The sequence below is a fragment of the Aquabacterium sp. genome (assembly GCF_029946005.1).
GTDB lineage: Bacteria > Pseudomonadota > Gammaproteobacteria > Burkholderiales > Burkholderiaceae_C > Aquabacterium.
This window is the reverse complement of the sequence record NZ_JAQSDR010000032.1, coordinates 44,950-62,723: the sequence shown is the minus strand read 5'-3', so window position 1 is coordinate 62,723 and position 17,774 is coordinate 44,950. Positions and strand designations below refer to the sequence as shown.

The 17,774-nt window shown below is 63.7% G+C and carries 17 protein-coding genes and 1 tRNA gene; 5 read left to right on the top strand and 13 right to left on the bottom strand.

Annotated elements, in window-relative coordinates; translation table 11 throughout:
• Window positions 1–2: 2 nt before the first annotated feature.
• The 4 genes from PSV38_RS15380 to PSV38_RS15365 all read right to left on the bottom strand — a co-directional run bounded on the left by PSV38_RS15380 (window position 3) and on the right by PSV38_RS15365 (window position 2,906).
• Window positions 3–749, bottom strand: coding sequence for an anti-sigma factor (locus PSV38_RS15380; RefSeq protein ID WP_300548899.1), 747 nt, complete (start codon window positions 747–749; stop codon window positions 3–5).
• Window positions 746–1,303 carry a sigma-70 family RNA polymerase sigma factor gene (locus PSV38_RS15375; RefSeq protein ID WP_300548898.1) on the bottom strand — a complete coding sequence of 186 codons (558 nt, stop codon included), beginning with the start codon at window positions 1,301–1,303 and terminating at the stop codon, window positions 746–748. The genes PSV38_RS15380 and PSV38_RS15375 overlap by 4 nt, the downstream gene beginning before the upstream one ends.
• Window positions 1,304–1,345: 42 nt before the next feature.
• Window positions 1,346–1,903, bottom strand: coding sequence for a DUF3455 domain-containing protein (locus PSV38_RS15370; protein ID WP_300548897.1), 558 nt, complete (start codon window positions 1,901–1,903; stop codon window positions 1,346–1,348).
• A 127-nt stretch (window positions 1,904–2,030) separates the two neighbouring features.
• Window positions 2,031–2,906 carry a sterol desaturase family protein gene (locus PSV38_RS15365; protein WP_300548896.1) on the bottom strand — a complete coding sequence of 292 codons (876 nt, stop codon included), beginning with the start codon at window positions 2,904–2,906 and terminating at the stop codon, window positions 2,031–2,033.
• 267 nt (window positions 2,907–3,173) lie between these two features.
• Here PSV38_RS15365 and fic point away from each other — a divergent pair, with 267 nt between their 5' ends.
• Window positions 3,174–4,280 carry a protein adenylyltransferase Fic gene (gene fic, locus PSV38_RS15360; RefSeq protein WP_300548895.1) on the top strand — a complete coding sequence of 369 codons (1,107 nt, stop codon included), beginning with the start codon at window positions 3,174–3,176 and terminating at the stop codon, window positions 4,278–4,280.
• A gap of 104 nt (window positions 4,281–4,384) precedes the next feature.
• Here fic and PSV38_RS15355 read toward each other — a convergent pair.
• Window positions 4,385–4,461: transfer RNA gene (locus tag PSV38_RS15355), tRNA-Ile, on the bottom strand.
• A gap of 88 nt (window positions 4,462–4,549) precedes the next feature.
• Here PSV38_RS15355 and PSV38_RS15350 point away from each other — a divergent pair.
• The gene (locus tag PSV38_RS15350; RefSeq protein WP_300548894.1) at window positions 4,550–5,041 is read left to right on the top strand and encodes a hypothetical protein; all 492 of its coding nucleotides are present in this window, start codon (window positions 4,550–4,552) and stop codon (window positions 5,039–5,041) included.
• Here the strand turns inward: PSV38_RS15350 and hrcA are convergent.
• Entirely contained in the window at window positions 5,001–6,011 is a 1,011-nt protein-coding gene (hrcA, locus tag PSV38_RS15345) for a heat-inducible transcriptional repressor HrcA (protein WP_300548893.1), read from the bottom strand. The two genes, PSV38_RS15350 and hrcA, sit on opposite strands and share 41 nt — an antisense overlap.
• Window positions 6,012–6,127: 116 nt before the next feature.
• On the opposite strand from hrcA, the gene PSV38_RS15340 reads away from it, so the two are divergent.
• The 3 genes from PSV38_RS15340 to rapZ are packed head-to-tail and all read left to right on the top strand — an operon-like array spanning window position 6,128 to window position 9,671.
• The gene (locus PSV38_RS15340; RefSeq protein WP_300549068.1) at window positions 6,128–7,018 is read left to right on the top strand and encodes an NAD kinase; all 891 of its coding nucleotides are present in this window, start codon (window positions 6,128–6,130) and stop codon (window positions 7,016–7,018) included.
• On the top strand, window positions 7,018–8,745 hold the full coding sequence (gene recN / locus PSV38_RS15335) for a DNA repair protein RecN (RefSeq protein WP_300548892.1): 1,728 nt from the start codon (window positions 7,018–7,020) through the stop codon (window positions 8,743–8,745). The genes PSV38_RS15340 and recN overlap by 1 nt, the downstream gene beginning before the upstream one ends.
• A complete protein-coding gene (gene rapZ / locus PSV38_RS15330; RefSeq protein ID WP_300548890.1) occupies window positions 8,742–9,671 on the top strand; it encodes an RNase adapter RapZ in 930 nt (309 codons plus the stop codon). Before recN ends, rapZ begins: the two co-directional genes overlap by 4 nt.
• Before the next feature lie 26 nt (window positions 9,672–9,697).
• On the opposite strand, the gene PSV38_RS15325 is transcribed toward rapZ, so the two are convergent.
• The 7 genes from PSV38_RS15325 to PSV38_RS15295 all read right to left on the bottom strand — a co-directional run bounded on the left by PSV38_RS15325 (window position 9,698) and on the right by PSV38_RS15295 (window position 17,752).
• A complete protein-coding gene (locus tag PSV38_RS15325; protein WP_300548888.1) occupies window positions 9,698–10,621 on the bottom strand; it encodes an SDR family oxidoreductase in 924 nt (307 codons plus the stop codon).
• A gap of 20 nt (window positions 10,622–10,641) precedes the next feature.
• A complete protein-coding gene (locus PSV38_RS15320; RefSeq protein WP_300548886.1) occupies window positions 10,642–11,670 on the bottom strand; it encodes an NADP-dependent oxidoreductase in 1,029 nt (342 codons plus the stop codon).
• A gap of 47 nt (window positions 11,671–11,717) precedes the next feature.
• Window positions 11,718–12,515, bottom strand: coding sequence for an SDR family oxidoreductase (locus tag PSV38_RS15315; protein WP_300548885.1), 798 nt, complete (start codon window positions 12,513–12,515; stop codon window positions 11,718–11,720).
• A 32-nt stretch (window positions 12,516–12,547) separates the two neighbouring features.
• Window positions 12,548–12,829, bottom strand: coding sequence for a Dabb family protein (locus PSV38_RS15310; protein WP_300548883.1), 282 nt, complete (start codon window positions 12,827–12,829; stop codon window positions 12,548–12,550).
• 31 nt (window positions 12,830–12,860) lie between these two features.
• Window positions 12,861–14,726 (bottom strand): acyl-CoA dehydrogenase, encoded by a 1,866-nt coding sequence (locus PSV38_RS15305; RefSeq protein ID WP_300548881.1) that lies wholly within the window; start codon window positions 14,724–14,726, stop codon window positions 12,861–12,863.
• Window positions 14,727–14,761: 35 nt separating this feature from the next.
• On the bottom strand, window positions 14,762–15,541 hold the full coding sequence (locus tag PSV38_RS15300; protein WP_300548878.1) for a crotonase/enoyl-CoA hydratase family protein: 780 nt from the start codon (window positions 15,539–15,541) through the stop codon (window positions 14,762–14,764).
• 105 nt (window positions 15,542–15,646) lie between these two features.
• Window positions 15,647–17,752 carry a 3-hydroxyacyl-CoA dehydrogenase NAD-binding domain-containing protein gene (locus PSV38_RS15295; protein WP_300548876.1) on the bottom strand — a complete coding sequence of 702 codons (2,106 nt, stop codon included), beginning with the start codon at window positions 17,750–17,752 and terminating at the stop codon, window positions 15,647–15,649.
• Window positions 17,753–17,774: the final 22 nt, after the last annotated feature.

Sequence of the window (17,774 nt, the reverse complement as noted above, 5' to 3'; positions counted from 1 at the left end):
CATCACAAGGCGACGGTGCGACCCACGTACAAGATGGGGCCGGTGGGCCGGTTGATGGGCGAACCTTTCTCAGGCTCCAGGGTGATCTCGAACAATTGCTGCGCGCCCACGCCAGGCAGGCGCGACACGGGCAATTCCAGCGGATGCCCCGCCCGCACCAGGCCCAGCGATGTGGGGCCTGCCGCGCCTTGGGGCTTGGTCCAGAACTGCAGGGCACGGCCCGCCGGGACCACGCCCGTGTCGCCCATCGGCAGCAAGCGCACGGTGCCGCCAGCCTGCACCTCGACCACCCAGCCCGTGCTCTGATCCTTCGGGCTTTGCAGCACGGCCAGGTACCTGGCGCCCACCACGGCCTGACCTGGCACCACAGCGCCACGATCCACCAGCAACACCGCCATGACCAGGCAAACGGCCAGCGCCAAGCCGCTGACGCCTTGCCACAAGCCCAAACGTTGCCACCATGGGCTGCGGGGCACCGTGCTGTCAACCCGGGCGGGTCGAGGCAAGGCGGCGGCCATGGCGCTCAACGTGGTGTCGATGCGCTGCCAAAGTTGTGCCCGTGGCGCCGCAGGGCTGGCCTGGGCGCTCAAGCTCAGCAGTTGGTCCTGCCAGCCATAGACTTCGGCCTGCAGTCGGGGATCTTGGGCCAAGGCTTCGCGGAATGCCCCTTGGTCTTCTTCGCTCAGCGTGCCGAGTACGTACTCACCCGTCGCGGCCACCCGGCTTTCTGAATCTTGAAGGTTGATCACGCCATGCACTCCTTCAGGCTGTTCAGGCTGCGGCGAATCCAGGATTTCACCGTGCCCAAGGGCGTTTGCAGGCGCTCTGCAATCTGCTCATGCGTGTAGCCGTCTACAAAAGCGTGCACCACACAAGCCCTTTTCGCCTCGTCCAGGCGCTGTAAGCAGCGCTCTAGGCTGTCACTGTCCAGGCCCCGGTCGCTGGCCGTGTCTTGCCCCGCTTGCTGCTGGTCCGACAACTCGGCCAGATCAACCGGGTCAAGCACCTGCATGCGGCCCGGATGGCGGACCTCTTTGAGCGCGCGGTGGCGCACCACGGTGTAGAGCCAACCTCGCGCCGAACCCAACTCAGGCCGGTAGGTGGAAGCGTCTTGCCAGACTTGCAAGAAGGCATCGTGCAGCACGTCCTCGGCCAACTCGCGATCTCGAACGATGCGCAAGGCCACCCCGAGCAACCAGCGCGCCTCGCGCTCGTACAAGGCGCGCATGGCAAATCGCTCGCCACGCGCGCAAGCGAGCAAGGCGGCTTCGTAGTCAAAGGGCGGGGTGTCGGCGATCAGCATGCCTTCACTTTACATGCTGCTTCGACACGCCTGCTTTTGGCCTCAAATGGCTTTCCAGAAGATGTAGTCAGCCTGGTACTTGACCACTTCCTTGCGGCCCACCGCCGTGCCATCGCAGAGGCTGGCTGGCGCCACACCACCTTGCGTGGCCACGCGCTGAATGTAGGTGACGCCGCTCATGGCGCCTGCCCCCATCGCAGGGTTAGCCTTCACGAGTTGCGAGGGTATGTTGCCCGCGCCTGCAGGAGCGACCGCCAACTGCGTGCCCGTGATCTTGGAGCCGTCCAGCGCAGCCCAGGTGGCTGGCGGGCCAAAGTACGTGCCCAGCTTGCTGTCACCGCGGCTCATCAGGTCCGCTTGCGGGCCCACGAACACCCAGGCAAAAGCACCCGGCGCATCGGCCTTGGCACGGCACTCATAGGTGATTTGGCCCACGCCCACGCTTTGCAAGGCCACCTGGTTGCCAGCGGGCACTTTGACGGCGTCAGGCAGGCCATCCTGGCTGAAGGGTTTGTCCATGGCCATGGGCGACATGCTGGAGCAAGCAGACAACAGCGCGACGCAGGTGATGGCCAGGGCAGTGGTGGAACGGGTGTGCATGAGAAAGCTCCTTCAATCGATCGTGGGGTTTGACGTGTGTGTGGCCGAGGCTCACAACATGTACTAGCCACCAAAGAAGCTCTTGGATGCAGTCGGCTGCGAATAAATAATAAAGCAGGCTGGGTGTCTAAGCTTGAAGCACCCGGCCCGCCTGCAACTGGGGCGGGCGCTGCCATTCTGGTGGCATCCACAGATGCCGCAGTCTCTGCCACAGCGGCCCTGGCGATTTCATGTCATGCCACAAGGCCAACACCTCGTGAACCGTGAGCCACAGCGGGTTGGAAGAATCAGGGTGATTGAGCGAGCCAAACTCGGGCGGCTCGTTGGGCACTTCTTCGGCAAAAGTGCCGAACATCCGATCGAAAACAATGAAGATCCCGCCATAGTTGCGATCGATGTAGCAGGCGTTGCGCGCGTGGTGCGCACGGTGATGCGAGGGCGTGTTGAAGATGAACTCGATGACCGGGTGCATTTTGGGCACCCACTGTGTGTGCAGAAAGTATTGGTAAATCAGGTTCACCGCCATCACGAACATCATCCAGCCGGGGTCAAAACCGATCAGGATCAATGGCAGGTAAGTGACCCACGAAGCCCCCACGAACAGCGTCAACGCGCTGCGGCGCATCGCTGTGGTCAGGTTCATGAACTCCGAACTGTGGTGCAGCGCATGCGCCGTCCAAAAAAGACGCACGCGGTGGTTCAGGCGATGGTTGATGTAAATGCACAAGTCACCCAAGACCGCCAGCAGCAACACAGTCCACAGGTTGACCGGGATGGTCGCGAACCGTTGCTCGTAGCACCAACTGGTGATCCCTGCCACGAACAGGCCGTACATCGCGGCTTCAACCACCATGGCCACGCCGCCCAGCAAGGCATTGCCACAAGCATCCGAGGCGCGAAATATTTGCCGCCCCCGGTAATGCCAAAGCTCCAGCAGCAGCGCCAGCAAGCCCACCGGGGCCATGATCACCGTGATCAAATGTTTGGCTTCGACGCCCGTCATGCCCGCTCCCCATGCCTGGCGGGGCACGGCCTTATGAATTTTGGTAAGGCGTCAGGCTAACATGGGTCATTCGACGAATGAATACCGGTTAACGATTGGTGGCAGAACTCCCCAGTGAACACGTTGCTCGCACCAGCAAGGCGTCGCAGAAACACAAACTCAGCGACACATTCAGCCGATGTGTCGCGCACCACGACATGACGTGATAACGTGTCGCCTAATCACAAAAATGGCGACACGATCTAGGCTCATGTCGCAGCCAACATGATGCAACCCTGGCGAGCCGACACGCCCTACAACCACCTGCCGCCACTGCCCCCTGCGCACGAGCTTGAAAGCAAAGCCGTGCTCAAAGCGTGCATCACTGCGCGTGTGGCACTGGCCGAGCTGAAACAGGCCGCCGAGCTGATCCCGAACCAGACGATGCTGATCAACACGATCCCGATGCTGGAAGCCAAGGACAGCTCCGAGATTGAGAACATCGTCACCACTACTGACCAGCTGTTCCAGCACGCTCAAGGCGACGGCTCCGCGGACCATGCCACCAAAGAAGCGCTGCGCTACCGCTCAGCCCTGCAACGCGGGTACCTTTCGCTGAAAGACCGTCCGTTGTGCACCGCCAGCGCCGTGGAGATCGGCCGCACCCTCAAGGGCGCCGACATGGACATACGGCGCACCCCCGGCACCCAACTGGCCAATGACCGCACAGGCGAGGTGATCTACACCCCGCCCGAGGGCGAAGCACGCCTGCGAGACATGCTGGCCAACTGGGAACGCTTTTTGCACAACCAGACCGAACTGGATCCCCTGGTTCGCATGGCCGTGGGCCACTACCAGTTCGAGGCGATCCATCCCTTCATTGACGGCAACGGTCGCACTGGCCGGGTGGTGAACATCCTGTACCTGATCCAAGAGGATCTGCTCAGCTTGCCCATCCTTTACCTGAGCCGCCACATCATTGTCCACAAAGCAGACTACTACCGGCTGCTGCTGGATGTCACCCAGCACGAGGCATGGGAGCCCTGGGTGCTCTTCATACTCAAGGCGGTGGAAGAAACTTCACGCTGGACCACGGCTAAGATCGCCGCCATCCGCAACCTGGCTGATCACACCACCGAACACGTGCGCACCAGCCTGCCCAAGATCTACAGCCGCGAGTTGGTCGACGTGATTTTTGAGCACCCCTATTGCCGCATTGCCAACCTGGTGGAGAAAGACATCGCCCAGCGGCAAGCGGCATCCCGGTACCTGAAAGACTTGGTGAAGCTGGGTGTGCTGCGCGAACTACAGGTCGGCAAAGAAAAGCTCTTCATCCATCCCAAGCTGATGCAATTGCTAGCCCGGGACAGCAATGCCTACGCGCCTTACGCGTGAGAGCTGTGCCATGAGCACTGCCAAAGAGACAGAAAACGTCAACAGCGGTTCGACATGTCAAGCCGCAAGAGTCGGCGGGAAGGCAGTCTGAGCCTTGATGAAATTGGTAGGCCGTGTTGGACTTGAACCAACGACCAAAGGATTATGAGTCCTCTGCTCTAACCAACTGAGCTAACGGCCCCCGGCCCACAACTGCAAGGGAGCGGCGATTGTAGGGCACACCTTTTGCCACTCTTCCATGACCCCAACCCTCTTTGAAGGAGACGATCATGGCCAAAAGCAGCATTTTCGGCACGCACCAAGCCCCTCGACATGCCCCCGGACACGACGCCGACGCGCTCGGCCCGAGCGACAGCTCCGACAGCGGCTCCGACATCCAGGGCGAACTGCACCTGGAAACCGACGATTTCGAGACCCTGTCGGCCGCCATTTCCGGCGCAGGCAACACTGCCTTGACTTCCGACACGGACGCCGGAGGCACTGGCGAGCGGGGCTCGGCCGTGCCCGAGCACATCCGCGAAGGTGGCGACATTTCGCCAGACCGCGTGATCTTGTCGGGCGAAGAGGCTCTGGAAACCAACCCCGACCTGGTGTCGATCGACGACCCTGAGGGCGTGGACCTGGAAAACCTGGTCGCCGACGAAGAGTATTCCGAGGAAAACGAAGAAGAGCAGGATGAGGATGAAGACGAGGCGGGCGGCAAGCAGGCCTCCCTCGCGCTCACTTCTGGCTCAGCGCGTTCGACACCATCCGCGAAGTGATGTCCACGATCTCGATCATGCGGTCGTACGCCATGCGCGTCGGCCCGATCACGCCCAGCGTGCCCACGACCTGGCCGTTGATCTCGTAAGGCGCCGACACCACCGACAGTTCCTCGAACGGCACCACCATGCTTTCGCCGCCAATGTAGATGCGCACGCCCTCGGCCCGGCTCGAGCCTTCCAGCAGGCGCATCAATTGCGTCTTTTGCTCGAACAGGTCGAACAGGCGCCGCAGCGAGCCCAGGTCGTTCGAGAAATCCTGCACCGTCAACAGGTTGCGCTCGCCCGAGACCACCACTTGATCGGTGTTGGCGTCCATCGCATCGCTGCCCACCTGCACCGCCGCTTGCATCAGGCTGGCGATGTCGCCGCGCAGTTGGTCCACTTCCGACTTCAAGCGGTTGCGCATCTCATCGATCGACAAACCGGAGTAGTGGGTGTTGAGGATGTTGCTGGCCTCGACCAACTCCGACTGGGTGTAATCCTGCGCGGTGAACAGCACTCGGTTTTGCACATCGCCATCGGGCGCCACGAGGATCACCAGCACGCGCTTGTCGCCCAGGCGCAAGAACTCAACGTGCCGGAAAACCGAGGCCTTGCGGGGCGAGGTGACCACGCCCACAAACTGCGACAGGCTGGACAGCATTTGCGCCGCGTTGGCGATCACGCGCTGGGGTTGGTCGGGCTGGAGTTGCTCGCGCGTTTCGGCGCTGAAGTCGTAGGGGCGCGCCGTGAGCATGGTGTCCACGAACAGGCGGTAACCCCGCGCGGTGGGCACCCGCCCGGCCGAGGTGTGGGGGCTGACGATCAGGCCCAGCTCTTCCAGGTCGGCCATCACGTTTCGGATGGTGGCAGCCGACAAGTCGAGGCCAGCCGCCCGCGACAAGGTGCGCGATCCCACGGGTTGCCCGTCGGCGATGTAACGCTCGACCAGGGCTTTCAACAGTATCTTGGCACGGTCATCCAGCATGGATTTGATTCTAGGCTCTGGCGCGCACAAGCCGTCACAAATCAGGGCGACGGGGACAAAACCACCCCTCGTTCAGGGCGGTCCCGTGTGGTGTAATTCCTCTCATGCCCAGCCCCCTGCCTTGCCGTTTTCGCCACGCCGCCTTGGTCGGTAAATACCAGGCCAGCGGCATCCGCCCAGTGCTGGAAGACGTGGCCGCCATCCTGGTCAAAGTCGGCCTTGAGGTCTCGCTGGAGATGGAAACCGCGCTCAACACCGGCATCACCGACTACGGCTCGCTCAGCCTCAAACAGATCGGCAAGCAGTGCGACGTGGCCGTGGTGGTGGGGGGTGACGGCACCATGCTGGCCATCGCCCGCGAGTTGTCGCGCTTTGACATCCCGCTGATCGGCATCAACCAGGGGCGCCTGGGTTTCATCACCGACATCCAGCACAAGGACATGGACACGGCCCTGCCGCAGATCCTGACCGGCCACTACGAAGAAGAGCACCGCGCCATGCTGGCCGGCGCCGTGCTGCGCCCGAACCGCGACGGTGGGCTGGAAACCATCTATGAAGGCTTTGCCATCAACGAAGTGGTGGTCAGCCGCGGGGCCACCGCCAGCATGGTTGAACTGCGCGCCGAGGTCGACGGCCAGTTCGTGGCCAACTACCGCGCCGACGGCTTGATCGTGGCCTCGCCCACGGGCTCGTCGGCCTACGCACTGTCGGCCGGTGGTCCGTTGCTGCACCCGGCCCTGGGCGGGTGGGTGATGGTGCCGATTGCCTCGCACACCTTGTCAAACCGGCCCATCGTGATCCCCGACACCGGGGTCATCACCATCGAGATCGTGGCCGCCAAGGACGCCAGCATGAACTTCGACATGCAAAGCCTGGCCAGCCTGCTGCACGGCGACCGCATCACCGTGCGCCGCTCGGCCCACCGGGTGCGCTTTTTGCACCCCACGGGCTGGAACTATTACGCCACCCTGCGCCGCAAACTGCGTTGGAACGAAGGAGTTGCTTGATGCTGCGCCGCCTGACCCTCCGCGATTTCGTCATCGTCACAGCCCTGGAAGTCGACCTGCGCGCTGGCTTCACGGCACTGACCGGCGAAACAGGCGCGGGCAAGTCCATCCTGATCGACGCCTTGCAGTTGGCCCTGGGCAGCCGGGGTGACGCGGGCGTGGTGCGCGAAGGCGCCTCGCGCGCCGACATCACCGCCGAATTCGAGCCCCACGCCGCTTTGGCCGAGCGTCTGGCGCCCTGGCTTCATGAGGCCGGCTTTGATTCGGCCGATGCTGGCGCACCCTTGCTGCTGCGCCGCGTCGTCGATGCCCAGGGCAAAAGCCGCGCGTGGATCAACGGCAGCCCGGCCACCGTCACGCAATTGCGCGAGCTGGGCGAAAACCTGGTTGATATCCACGGTCAACATGCTTGGCAAAGCCTGACCCGCGCCGATTCGGTTCGCGCTTTGGTCGACACGCAAGCCGGCGTGGACACCGCAGCCCTTCAGCAAGCCTGGACAGCGCGCCGCGAAGCCCAACGCCGTCTGGACGATGCCAAGAGCCGCCAGGCCGACCTGGACCGCGAACGCGAACGCCTGCAATGGCAGATCGCCGAGCTGGACAAGCTCAAACCGCAAGCTGGCGAGTGGGACGAGCTCAACACCGAGCACCAGCGACTGGGCCATGGGCAGGCCATTCTCGATGCCGCCCAGGTGGCCTTGAGCGCCATCTCCGAAGATGACACCAACGCCAGCTCGCTCACCTCGCGCGCCATCGATGCGCTCGACAGCGTGGCCCAGGTCGACCCCAACCTGGCCAGCGCGCTGGACGTGCTGCGCAGCGCCCAGGCACAGCTGGAAGACGCTGCCCACAGCCTGAACGGCGCCCTGCGCCACACCGAACTCGACCCGGGTCGACTGGGCGAGCTGGACAGCCGCATCGCCAGCTGGATGAGCCTGGCCCGGCGCTTCCGGCGCCTGCCGCAAGATTTGCCCGAGCTGATGCAAAGCTGGCGCGACGAGTTGGCCGCGCTGGATGCCGCCGCTGACCTGGAAACCTTGGAAGGCCACGCCAATGAGGCCCACCAAGCCTGGCTGACCGTGGCCAAGACCGTGTCCCAACAACGGGCCAAAGCCGCGCCCGCATTGGCCCAAGCCGTGACCTTGGCCATGCAGGACCTGGGCATGTCGGGTGGCCGTTTCGAAGTGGCCTTGCCCCAGCAGGGCGAGCCCCAGGCGTTTGGCCTGGAATCGGTCGAATTCCTGGTGGCCGGCCATGCCGGCAGCACGCCACGCCCTTTGGGCAAGGTGGCCTCGGGCGGCGAGCTGTCGCGCCTGGCCCTGGCCATCGCGGTGACCACCTCGCAGCGCGCCGACGATGCCTCGCAGTCGGGCACCCTGATCTTCGACGAAATCGACTCGGGCGTCGGTGGCGCGGTGGCCGATACCGTGGGCCAGCTCATGCAACGCCTGGGCGCCAGCCAACAAGTGCTGGCCGTGACCCACCTGGCCCAGGTCGCGGCCTGCGCTCACCAACACCTGGTCGTGTCCAAGGCCCTGAGCCAAGGCACCACCACCAGCGACATCCGCGAAGTGAGCGGTGAAGACCGCGTGCGCGAAGTCGCCCGCATGCTGGGCGGCACCGTCACCGACACCAGCCGGGCCCACGCCCAAGTCATGGTGGACACCGCCCACGCGGCAACCGATCAAACCAGCATTACCAAGCGCCGCCGCAAGGAGGCCGCATGAGCCTGGACGTCGTCTTCCTGACCGGCATCTCAGGCTCGGGCAAGTCCGTGGCCATCAATGCTTTGGAAGACGCCGGCTACTTTTGCGTGGACAACCTGCCGCCTGAATTGCTGCGCGGTTTGATCACCCTGGAGCTGGCTAGAGCCGAGCCGCAACGCCGCCGCGTGGCCGTGGCGGTGGATGTGCGCAGCGCTCAATCCCTGCCCAGCCTGATGCCCATCCTGGCCGAACTGAAGGCCGAGGGCGTGCGCGTGAAGTCGGTGTTTCTGGATGCCAGCACCGATGCCCTGGTGCGGCGTTTCTCAGAAACACGCCGCCCTCACCCGCTGCTGCAGACCAAGCAACCCACCCGATCCTTCGTCGGCCTGCCCCCCATGCCCGATCAAATGGACGAGCAGCTGGCCTATCAGGACCAGGCCTTGATCGACACCATCAACCTGGAGCGCGAACTGCTGGAGCCGCTGCGCGAAGTGTCGGCCGTGATCGACACCTCACTGCTGCGGCCCGCGCAATTGCGCTCGTGGATCCGCAACGTGGTGCAAGCCGAGCCGTCGCGCCTGACCCTGGTGTTCGAGTCCTTCGCCTACAAGCAGGGCGTGCCCATGGACGCCGACTTCGTGTTCGATGTGCGCATGCTGCCCAACCCCTATTACCTGAAAGAACTGCGCCCCTTGACGGGCCGCGACCAGCCGGTGATCGATTACCTGCGCCAGCAGCCCGAAGCGGCCGAGATGATCGGGCAAATCGAGACTTTCCTGCTGCGCTGGCTGCCCACCCTGGAAGGTGATCAACGCAGCTACGTGACCGTGGCCATCGGCTGCACGGGCGGGCAACACCGCTCGGTGTATTGCGTCGAGCAACTGGTGGCACGCTTCGTGAAGCGGGGCGTGGCACTGGCACGCCACCGCGAGCAGGACGCTCGCTAGCCACAACGCGTCCTGCGGGGCTGGCGTCAGCCGCCCATGACTTCGCGCAGAGACTTCCGCAAGCTTTCGCCCAACTCCGGCTTGCCCGCGAAGGGATCCGTCGGATTGCGCGCCTGCACCACGTCCTCGAGCCGCGTCTGCACCATGCCAAGCGCTTGCGGGTGGCTGTAGACGTAGAACTGGTTCTGCTCGACCGCGTTGAACACCAGTTGCGCCACGTCATTGGCCGACACGCGGCCTGACGTGACCGCCTTGGTGCTCATGGCCTGCGCGATGATCTGGCTGGGCGTGGGCTTGCCTTCGGTGCGCAGTTCGGCCGGGCGATTGCGGTGCGACTGGTGGATGCCGGTGGGCACGAAGTACGGGCACAGCACCGACGCATGCACTTGCTCGGTGACCAAGGCCAGGTCCTGGAACAAAGTCTCGGTCAGGCTGACCACCGCGTGCTTGCTGACGTTGTAGGCGCCCATGTTGGGCGAATTCAGCAAGCCGGCCATCGAGGCCACGTTCACGATGTGACCTTGCCATTGGGGATCCTTGCGAGCCGCCTCCAGCATCAGGGGGGTGAACACGCGCACGCCATGGATCACGCCCCACAGGTTCACACCCAGCACCCATTCCCAGTCGCTGGTGGTGTGCTCCCAGATCAGGCCACCGTGGGCCACACCGGCGTTGTTGATCACCAGGTTCGGCACGCCAAATTGCTCCAGGCAAAAGACGGCCAAAGCCTCGATGTCGGCTGCCTGCGAAACATCGCTGCGCAACGCCGCCACCTTGGCCCCCAGTCCCGTCAACTCGGCCTTGGCCGCGTCCAGCGCATCTTGCTGCACATCCGCGATGACCAGGTTCAGACCCTTGGCCGCGCCCAAGCGCGCCAACTCCAGACCAAAGCCGCTGCCAGCTCCCGTGATGACGGCCGTCTGCCCAGCCTTTAAATTCATGATCGACATGGTGTTGTCCTTCAAAGTGTTCAGACCAGCTTGACCAGCTGTTTGCCAAAGTTCTTGCCCTTGAGCAAGCCCAGGAAGGCCTCGGGCGCGCTGGCAATGCCTTGCGCGATCGACTCGCGGAATTTCATCTTGCCAGTGGCGACCATGGTGCCCAGCTCCTTCATGGCGTCGGGCCACACCTCAGGGTGCTCGCTCACGATGAAGCCTTCGATCTTCAGGCGCGACACGAGGATCATGGCGGGGTTGGCCAAGGGCATGGGCTGGCCATCGTAGCCAGCGATCATGCCGCACATGGCAATGCGGCCAAAGGCATTCATGCGGGCCATCACGGCATCCAAAATGGCACCGCCCACGTTCTCGAAGTAGCCATCGATGCCATCGGGCGTCGCCTCCTTCAAGGCCTTGTACAGGCTGCGCGAATCAGGTTGTGCCTTGTAGTCGATACAGGCATCGAAGCCCAACTCATCGACCACATACTTGCACTTGTCGGAGCCCCCCGCAAAGCCCACCACACGGCAACCGCGCGCCTTGGCCAATTGCCCCACCACGCTGCCCACCGCGCCGCTGGCCGCGCTGACCACCACGGTCTCGCCCGCCTTGGGGTCGATGATCTTGACGAGGCCGTACCAGCCCGTGACCCCCGGCATGCCGACCGAACCCAGGTAAGCCGACAGCGGGATGTGCGTGGTGTCGACCTTGTGGATGGCGCCGCGCACATTGGCATCAACGACCGCGTATTCCTGCCAGCCGCCCATGCCCGCCACCTGGTCGCCCACGGCAAACTTGGGGTGCTTGCTGGCCACCACTTCGCCCACAGTGCCGCCGATCATCACGGTGTTCAGCGGTTGGGGTTCGGCGTAGCTCTTGCTGTCGTTCATTCGGCCGCGCATGTAGGGATCGAGCGACAGGTAGTGGTGCTTGATCACCACCTGGCCATCGCTCAATTCGGCCTGCGAAGGCACAGGCGTTTCGACCAGCTGGAAGTTGTCGGTGGTGGCCTCGCCTTGGGGGCGAGAAGCCAACTGGATCTGGTGGTTCATGGTGCTCATGGTCTGGTTCCTCAGGTTTTGTCGGTGGGAGTCATCAGCGATCGAGATCAGCCGCCAATCAAGGCGCTGACCCCGCCATCAACCGGCAAGATCTGCCCGGTGATGTGCTTGCCAGCGTCACTGGCAAAGAGCAGCGTGACGCCTTTCAGGTCTTCGTCATCGCCAATGCGCAGCAAGGGCGCGCCCTTGGCGATGTTGTCCTCGCCTGCCATGCTCAACAGGCCTGCCGTCATCTTGCTGGGGAAGAAGCCCGGCGCGATGGCATTGACCCGGATGCCCAGGTGCCCCCATTCGCAGGCCAGCGCGCGCGTGAAGTTCACCACCGCGCCCTTGCTGGTGTTGTAGGCGATGGTCTGCATGAAAGGCGGGTTGCCGCCCAGGCCGGCAATGGACGCCACATTGATGATGCGGCCCTGCTTGCGCGGGATCATGCTGGCCTTGGCCACCGCTTGCGACAGCAAAAAATAGCCGCGCACGTTCAGGTTCATGACCTTGTCCCAGGCTTCCAGCGGGTGCTCCTGCGCGGGCGCCCCCCAGCTGGCACCCGCGTTGTTGACCAGGATGTCGATGTGACCCAAGCGGGCCAGCGCCTCGTCGGCGAGCCGTTGGATGTCTTGCGGCTTGCCAGCATCCGCCGCGATGAAGCTGGCATCGATGCCCGCCGCTTGAAGTGAGGCCACCGCCTCTTCCAGGTCGGCCGCCTTGCGCGAGCTGATCAAGACCTTGGCGCCTGCTTCGCCCAGGGCATGGGCCATCTGCAGGCCCAGGCCACGCGAGCCTCCGGTGATGAGTGCCGTGCGGCCGGTCAGGTCAAAGAGTTGTTGAACTTTGCGGGGAGTGGTCATCTTGAATCCTTGCGTTGGCGTTGAAGCGGCGTTCAGCAAAAGTAATCGAGCACGTGGCGCGAGGCCGCCATCTCGCGGATCTGCGCCACCACGCCCTGGTGGTGCGGGTGCGGCTGGTAGGCAGCCAGCGCGGCCGCGTCTTCAAAGGTCGAGATCAACACCACATCGGCATTGGCCTCCAGGCCTTCGGTCTTGATGCCGACGTCGAACTCGTGCATGCCGGGCACCAGGCCCTTGCAGCTGTCGAGCAAGGCCTGGACCTTGGGGGCGTCTTCCGGGCCTTTGAGCGTGAAGATCACGATGTGACGAATCATGTTGTTCTTCCTTGAATCAATGGGGATGTTTTCAGAACCAGTCGGCCTGGACCTGCGCGCAGGTCATGTCGCGGCGCGCGACCACGCCCAGCCAGGCGTCGATCTTGGGCAGTTCGAAGTTGAAGAAGTAATCGCAAGCGGCCAACTTGCCGTGCAGGAAGCCTTCACCCAGCGGGCTGTGACCAGACGACAGCGCAGCCTTGGCCGCGATGGCCAACTCCAGCCAGATCCACGCCAGCACCGTGTGGCCAAAGCCTTGCAGGTAAGGCGTGGCATTGGCCAGGGCCTCTTCAGGCAGGCCCGTGGACCAGGCGGCCTTGGTGGTGGCCCCCACCTTCTGCAGCGCCTGCGCCAGCGCATTGCTGTGCACCGCCAAGCCGTCGATCTGCCCCGCCTTCTGGATGGTCTGGCTGATGCGCTCGGCCAGCACGCTCAAGGCCTTGCCGCCATTCATCACCACCTTGCGGCCCAGCAGGTCCAGGCCCTGGATGCCGTGCGTGCCTTCGTGGATCATGTTCAAGCGGTTGTCACGCCAATACTGCTCAACCGGGAAGTCGCGCGTGTAGCCATAGCCGCCCAGGATCTGGATGGCCAGGCTGTTGGCCTCTTGCGCCCATTCGCTGGGCCAGCTCTTGGCGATCGGGGTCAGCAGCTCCAGCAGCAGGCCGGCGTGCTCTGCCTCGGCCGCGGTGCCGGTGTATTCCTCATCCACCAGGCGCGCGCACAACAGGCCCAGGGCCAGGCCGCCTTCGGCAATCGCCTTTTGCTGCAGCAGCATGCGCTTGACGTCGGTGTGCTCGATGATCGAGATCTGCGGCGCGCTGTGGTCCTTGCCACCCGCGCCCATGCGCCGGCCTTGAGGGCGCTGCAAAGCATATGCAAGCGAGGCCTCGTAGCCTGCGTAGCCCAGCATCGTCGCGCCCAAGCCCACGCTGATGCGGGCCTCGTTCATCAAGGTGAACATGCACTTCAGGCCTTCGCCGTGCTTGCCGATCAGGTAGCCCACGGCACCCGCCTGCCCGTTCACCAGGAACTTGCCTTCGCCAAAGTTCAGCAAGGTGTTGACCGTGCCGCGGTAACCCAGCTTGTGGTTCAGGCCCGCCAGCGCCACGTCGTTGCGTTGATCGGTGATGGCACCATCCTGCTTCACCAGTTTGCGCGGAACGATGAACAGGGAGATGCCTTTCACGCCGGGGATGGTCTTGCCATCTTCACCCGGGATCTTGGCCAGCACCAAGTGCACGATGTTCTCGCCCATCTCGTGCTCGCCGCCCGAGATCCACATCTTGTTGCCGGTCAGGCGGTGGCGTGGGCCCAAGGCATCCTGCGCCCAATCGATGCCGCTGCCATCGCCGCGCACATCGGGCACGGCCTTGGTGGCGATGTCCGACAGGCTTGATCCTGCCTGCGGCTCGCTCAGGCACATGGTGCCAAAGGTGCGGCCTTCAAAACCGCCTTTGGCAAACACGTCGATCTGCAAAGGGGTGCCATGCGCCAGGATGGTGTTGGCGTTGCCGCGCGTCAGCATCGGGTAGGCCGCAAGCGACACGCTGGCCTTGTAGAAGAAGCTCATCGAGGCCATCTCGACCACGGTGGGCAACTGCATGCCGCCCAGCTCGGGGTCCTTGCTGGCGCCCATCAAGCCCGCGTCGTTGAAGGCCTGCAAGGCCACCGGTGTTTCCTTGGGCAGGTGCACCTTCACACCATCGAACTCGGGCTCCTGCACATCGGTCAGACGGTTGTGCGGCGCAAACTGTTCGCTGGCGATCTTCTCGCTCAGGTCCAGCACCGCGTCGTAAGTCTCGCGGTTGTGGTCGGTGTGGCGTTCGCGCTGGTTCAGGTCTTCGGCGTGAAGCCAGTCGTGCAGCAGGAAGTCAAGGGTGGCGCGGTGGGTCATGGTCGTCTCTTGAATACTTGAGTTCGTGCGGCCGGTCAGCGGCCTGTGAACACCGCATCGCGGCGCTCGATGAAAGAACGGATGCCTTCGGCCGCGTCCTCGCTTTGCATCACGGGCAGCAGGTCTTTGAACAGGTGCTTCGCGGCCTCGGCCTCGCCTTCGTTCCAGGCCATGCGGGTCGACTTCAGCACGTTCTGCACGCCCAGCGGCGCGGCCTTGGCGATTTGCTCGGCGATCTCGCGCGCCTTGGCCAATTGCTGCCCGGCGGGCACCACTTCCTGCACCAGGCCCAGGCGGTGCGACTCGGGCGCGTACCAGTAGTCGCCCGTCAGCAGGTAGCGCTGCGCATTGGCCCAGCCCATCTGCTGCGGCAGGCGCAAGGTGGCACCACCACACGGGAAGATGCCGCGCTTGACTTCGAGCATGGCAAAGCGCGTGTCTTCGGCCGCCACGCGCACCTCGGTGTTGAGCATGATCTCGACCCCCCAGGTGAAGCAGTTGCCCTGCACCGCCATCACGACCGGCTTGCTGTGGCGGGGGCCTAGCAGCCCAAACGGATCGATCTCGCCTTCGCCAATCTCGAAGCCCTTGCCGTTGCCGAAGATGGGCGCGAACTTGTCCAACTCGACGCCCGAGGAGAAGTGCTTGCCTTCGCCGTAGAGCAGCGCCACGCGCAGGGCCGGGTTTCGGCTCAGCTCGCCATAGGCCTTGGCGATGTCGCTGTACATCTCGGGCGACAAGGCGTTGTGCTTCTCCGGCCGGTTGACGCGGATCTCAAGGATGTGCCCGTTCTGCGTGGTTTCAATGAAAGACATGTTGGCCTCAAATGAAAATGGATGGGCGGCCGAAAAAAAGGCCCACAGACTGGATCAGTGCTGTGGACCTTCTTGTTCAGTCAACCGTGGTGGTCGATTGGCCGATCAGGCCTGGCCGTTGAAGTCCTTGCCCTCGGCGGCCAGCTTGGCCAGCAGAGGTGCGGGCTCCCAGAAGGCCGCGTCATCGTGCGGGTTCTTCTGGAACTCTTTCATCTTCTCGATGACCTTGGGCAGGCCGATCATGTCCGCGTACAGCATCGCGCCACCACGGTAGATGGGGAAGCCATAACCGGTCAGGTAGACCATGTCCAGGTCGGAAGCGCGGTTGGCAATGCCCTCTTCCAGGATCTTGGCGCCTTCGTTGGTCAGCGACAGCACCAGGCGGCTCACGATCTCTTCATCGCTGATCTCGCGCGGGGTGATGTGGTTGTCTTGGCGGAACTTGTCGAGGATGGCCAGCACTTCCGTCGATGGCACGGGTTCGCGCTTGCCGACTTCGTAGTCGTACCAGCCCTTGCCCGCTTTTTGGCCAAAACGACCCACCTCGCAGATCAGGTCGGCCACCTTGCTGTAACGCATGTTGGGCTTCTCCAGATACCGGCGTTTGCGGATCGCCCAGCCAATGTCGTTGCCAGCCAGGTCACCCACGCGGAAGGGGCCCATGGCCATGCCGAATTTCTCGGCGGCCTTGTCAACTTGCTCGGGCGTGGCGCCCTCTTCGATCAGGAAGCCGGCCTGGCGGGTGTACTGCTCGAACATGCGGTTGCCGATGAAGCCATCGCACACGCCCGACACCACCGCCACTTTCTTGATCTTCTTGGCCACGGCCATCACGGTGGCCATCACATCCTTGGCGGTGTGCTTGCTGCGCACCACTTCCAGCAGGCGCATCACGTTGGCGGGGCTGAAGAAGTGCAAGCCCACCACATCGCTCGGGCGCTTGGTCACTTCGGCGATCTTGTCCACGTCCAACGTCGAGGTGTTGGAGGCCAGGATCGCGCCCGGCTTCATCACCTCGTCCAGCTTGGCGAAGACCTGCGACTTCACGCCCAGGTCTTCGAACACGGCCTCAATGACCATGTCGGCCTGCGCGATGTCGTTGTAGCTCAGCGTGGTGCTGAGCAGGCTCATGCGTTGCTCGTACTTGGCCTGGGCCAGCTTGCCCTTGGACACTTGCGCTTCGTAGTTCTTGCGGATGATGCCCAGACCACGGTCGATGGCCTCTTGCTTCATCTCCAGCATGACCACGGGCACGCCCGCGTTCAGGAAACACATGGCGATGCCACCACCCATGGTGCCCGCGCCAATGATGGCAACCTGCTTGATGTCGCGCAGAGGCGTGTCAGCGGGCACATCGGGGATCTTGCTGGCGGCACGTTCGCCGAAGAAGGCGTGGCGCAGAGCGCGGGCCTGTTCGCTGGTCAGCAGGCGCTCGAACACATCGCGCTCGAACTTGATGCCGGCATCCAGGTCAGTCAGGCTGACCGAGGCTTCCACGCAGTCCACGCAGCGTTGCGGCGCTTCCAAGTTGCGGCGAGTCTTGGCCAGGGCCGCGCGGGTCTTGGTGAAGAGTTCGGGATCGGCCGGGGCGGCCACCTTGTGATCGCGCACCGAAGGCAGCGGACGCGCCGCGGCAACCTGCTTGGCAAAAATCTTGGCACCTGCGAGCAAGTCGCCATCGACCAGTTGGCTGAACAGCTTCTGGCCAGGCGCCACGATCAGCTTCTCGCTGGGCACCGACACCCCGGTGGTGATCATCTCCAGCGCGGTTTCCACACCCAGCACGCGCGGCAAACGTTGCGTGCCACCGGCACCGGGCACCAGGCCGATGTTCACTTCAGGCAAGGCCACTTGCGTGCCGGGCGCGGCCACGCGATAGTGGCAGCCCAGGGCCAACTCCAAACCCCCACCCATCACCACGCCATGGATCGCGGCCACGACGGGCTTGGCCGAATTTTCGACCGTGGCGATGGTGACATGCAGGTCGGGGGCGGCCGACGCCTTGGGCGATCCAAACTCGCGGATGTCGGCGCCACCGCAGAACACTTTGCCCGAGCCCGTGATGACCACGGCCAGCACAGACGCATCGGCCTGCGCCTGGTTGATGCCATCGACGATGCCAGCGCGCGTGCTCTGGCCCAGGCCGTTGACGGGGGGATTTTCCAGGGTGATGACGGCGATGCCGTCGGCGACTTGGTAGGAGGTGCTCATGCCAATCTCACTCGTGTGGGGA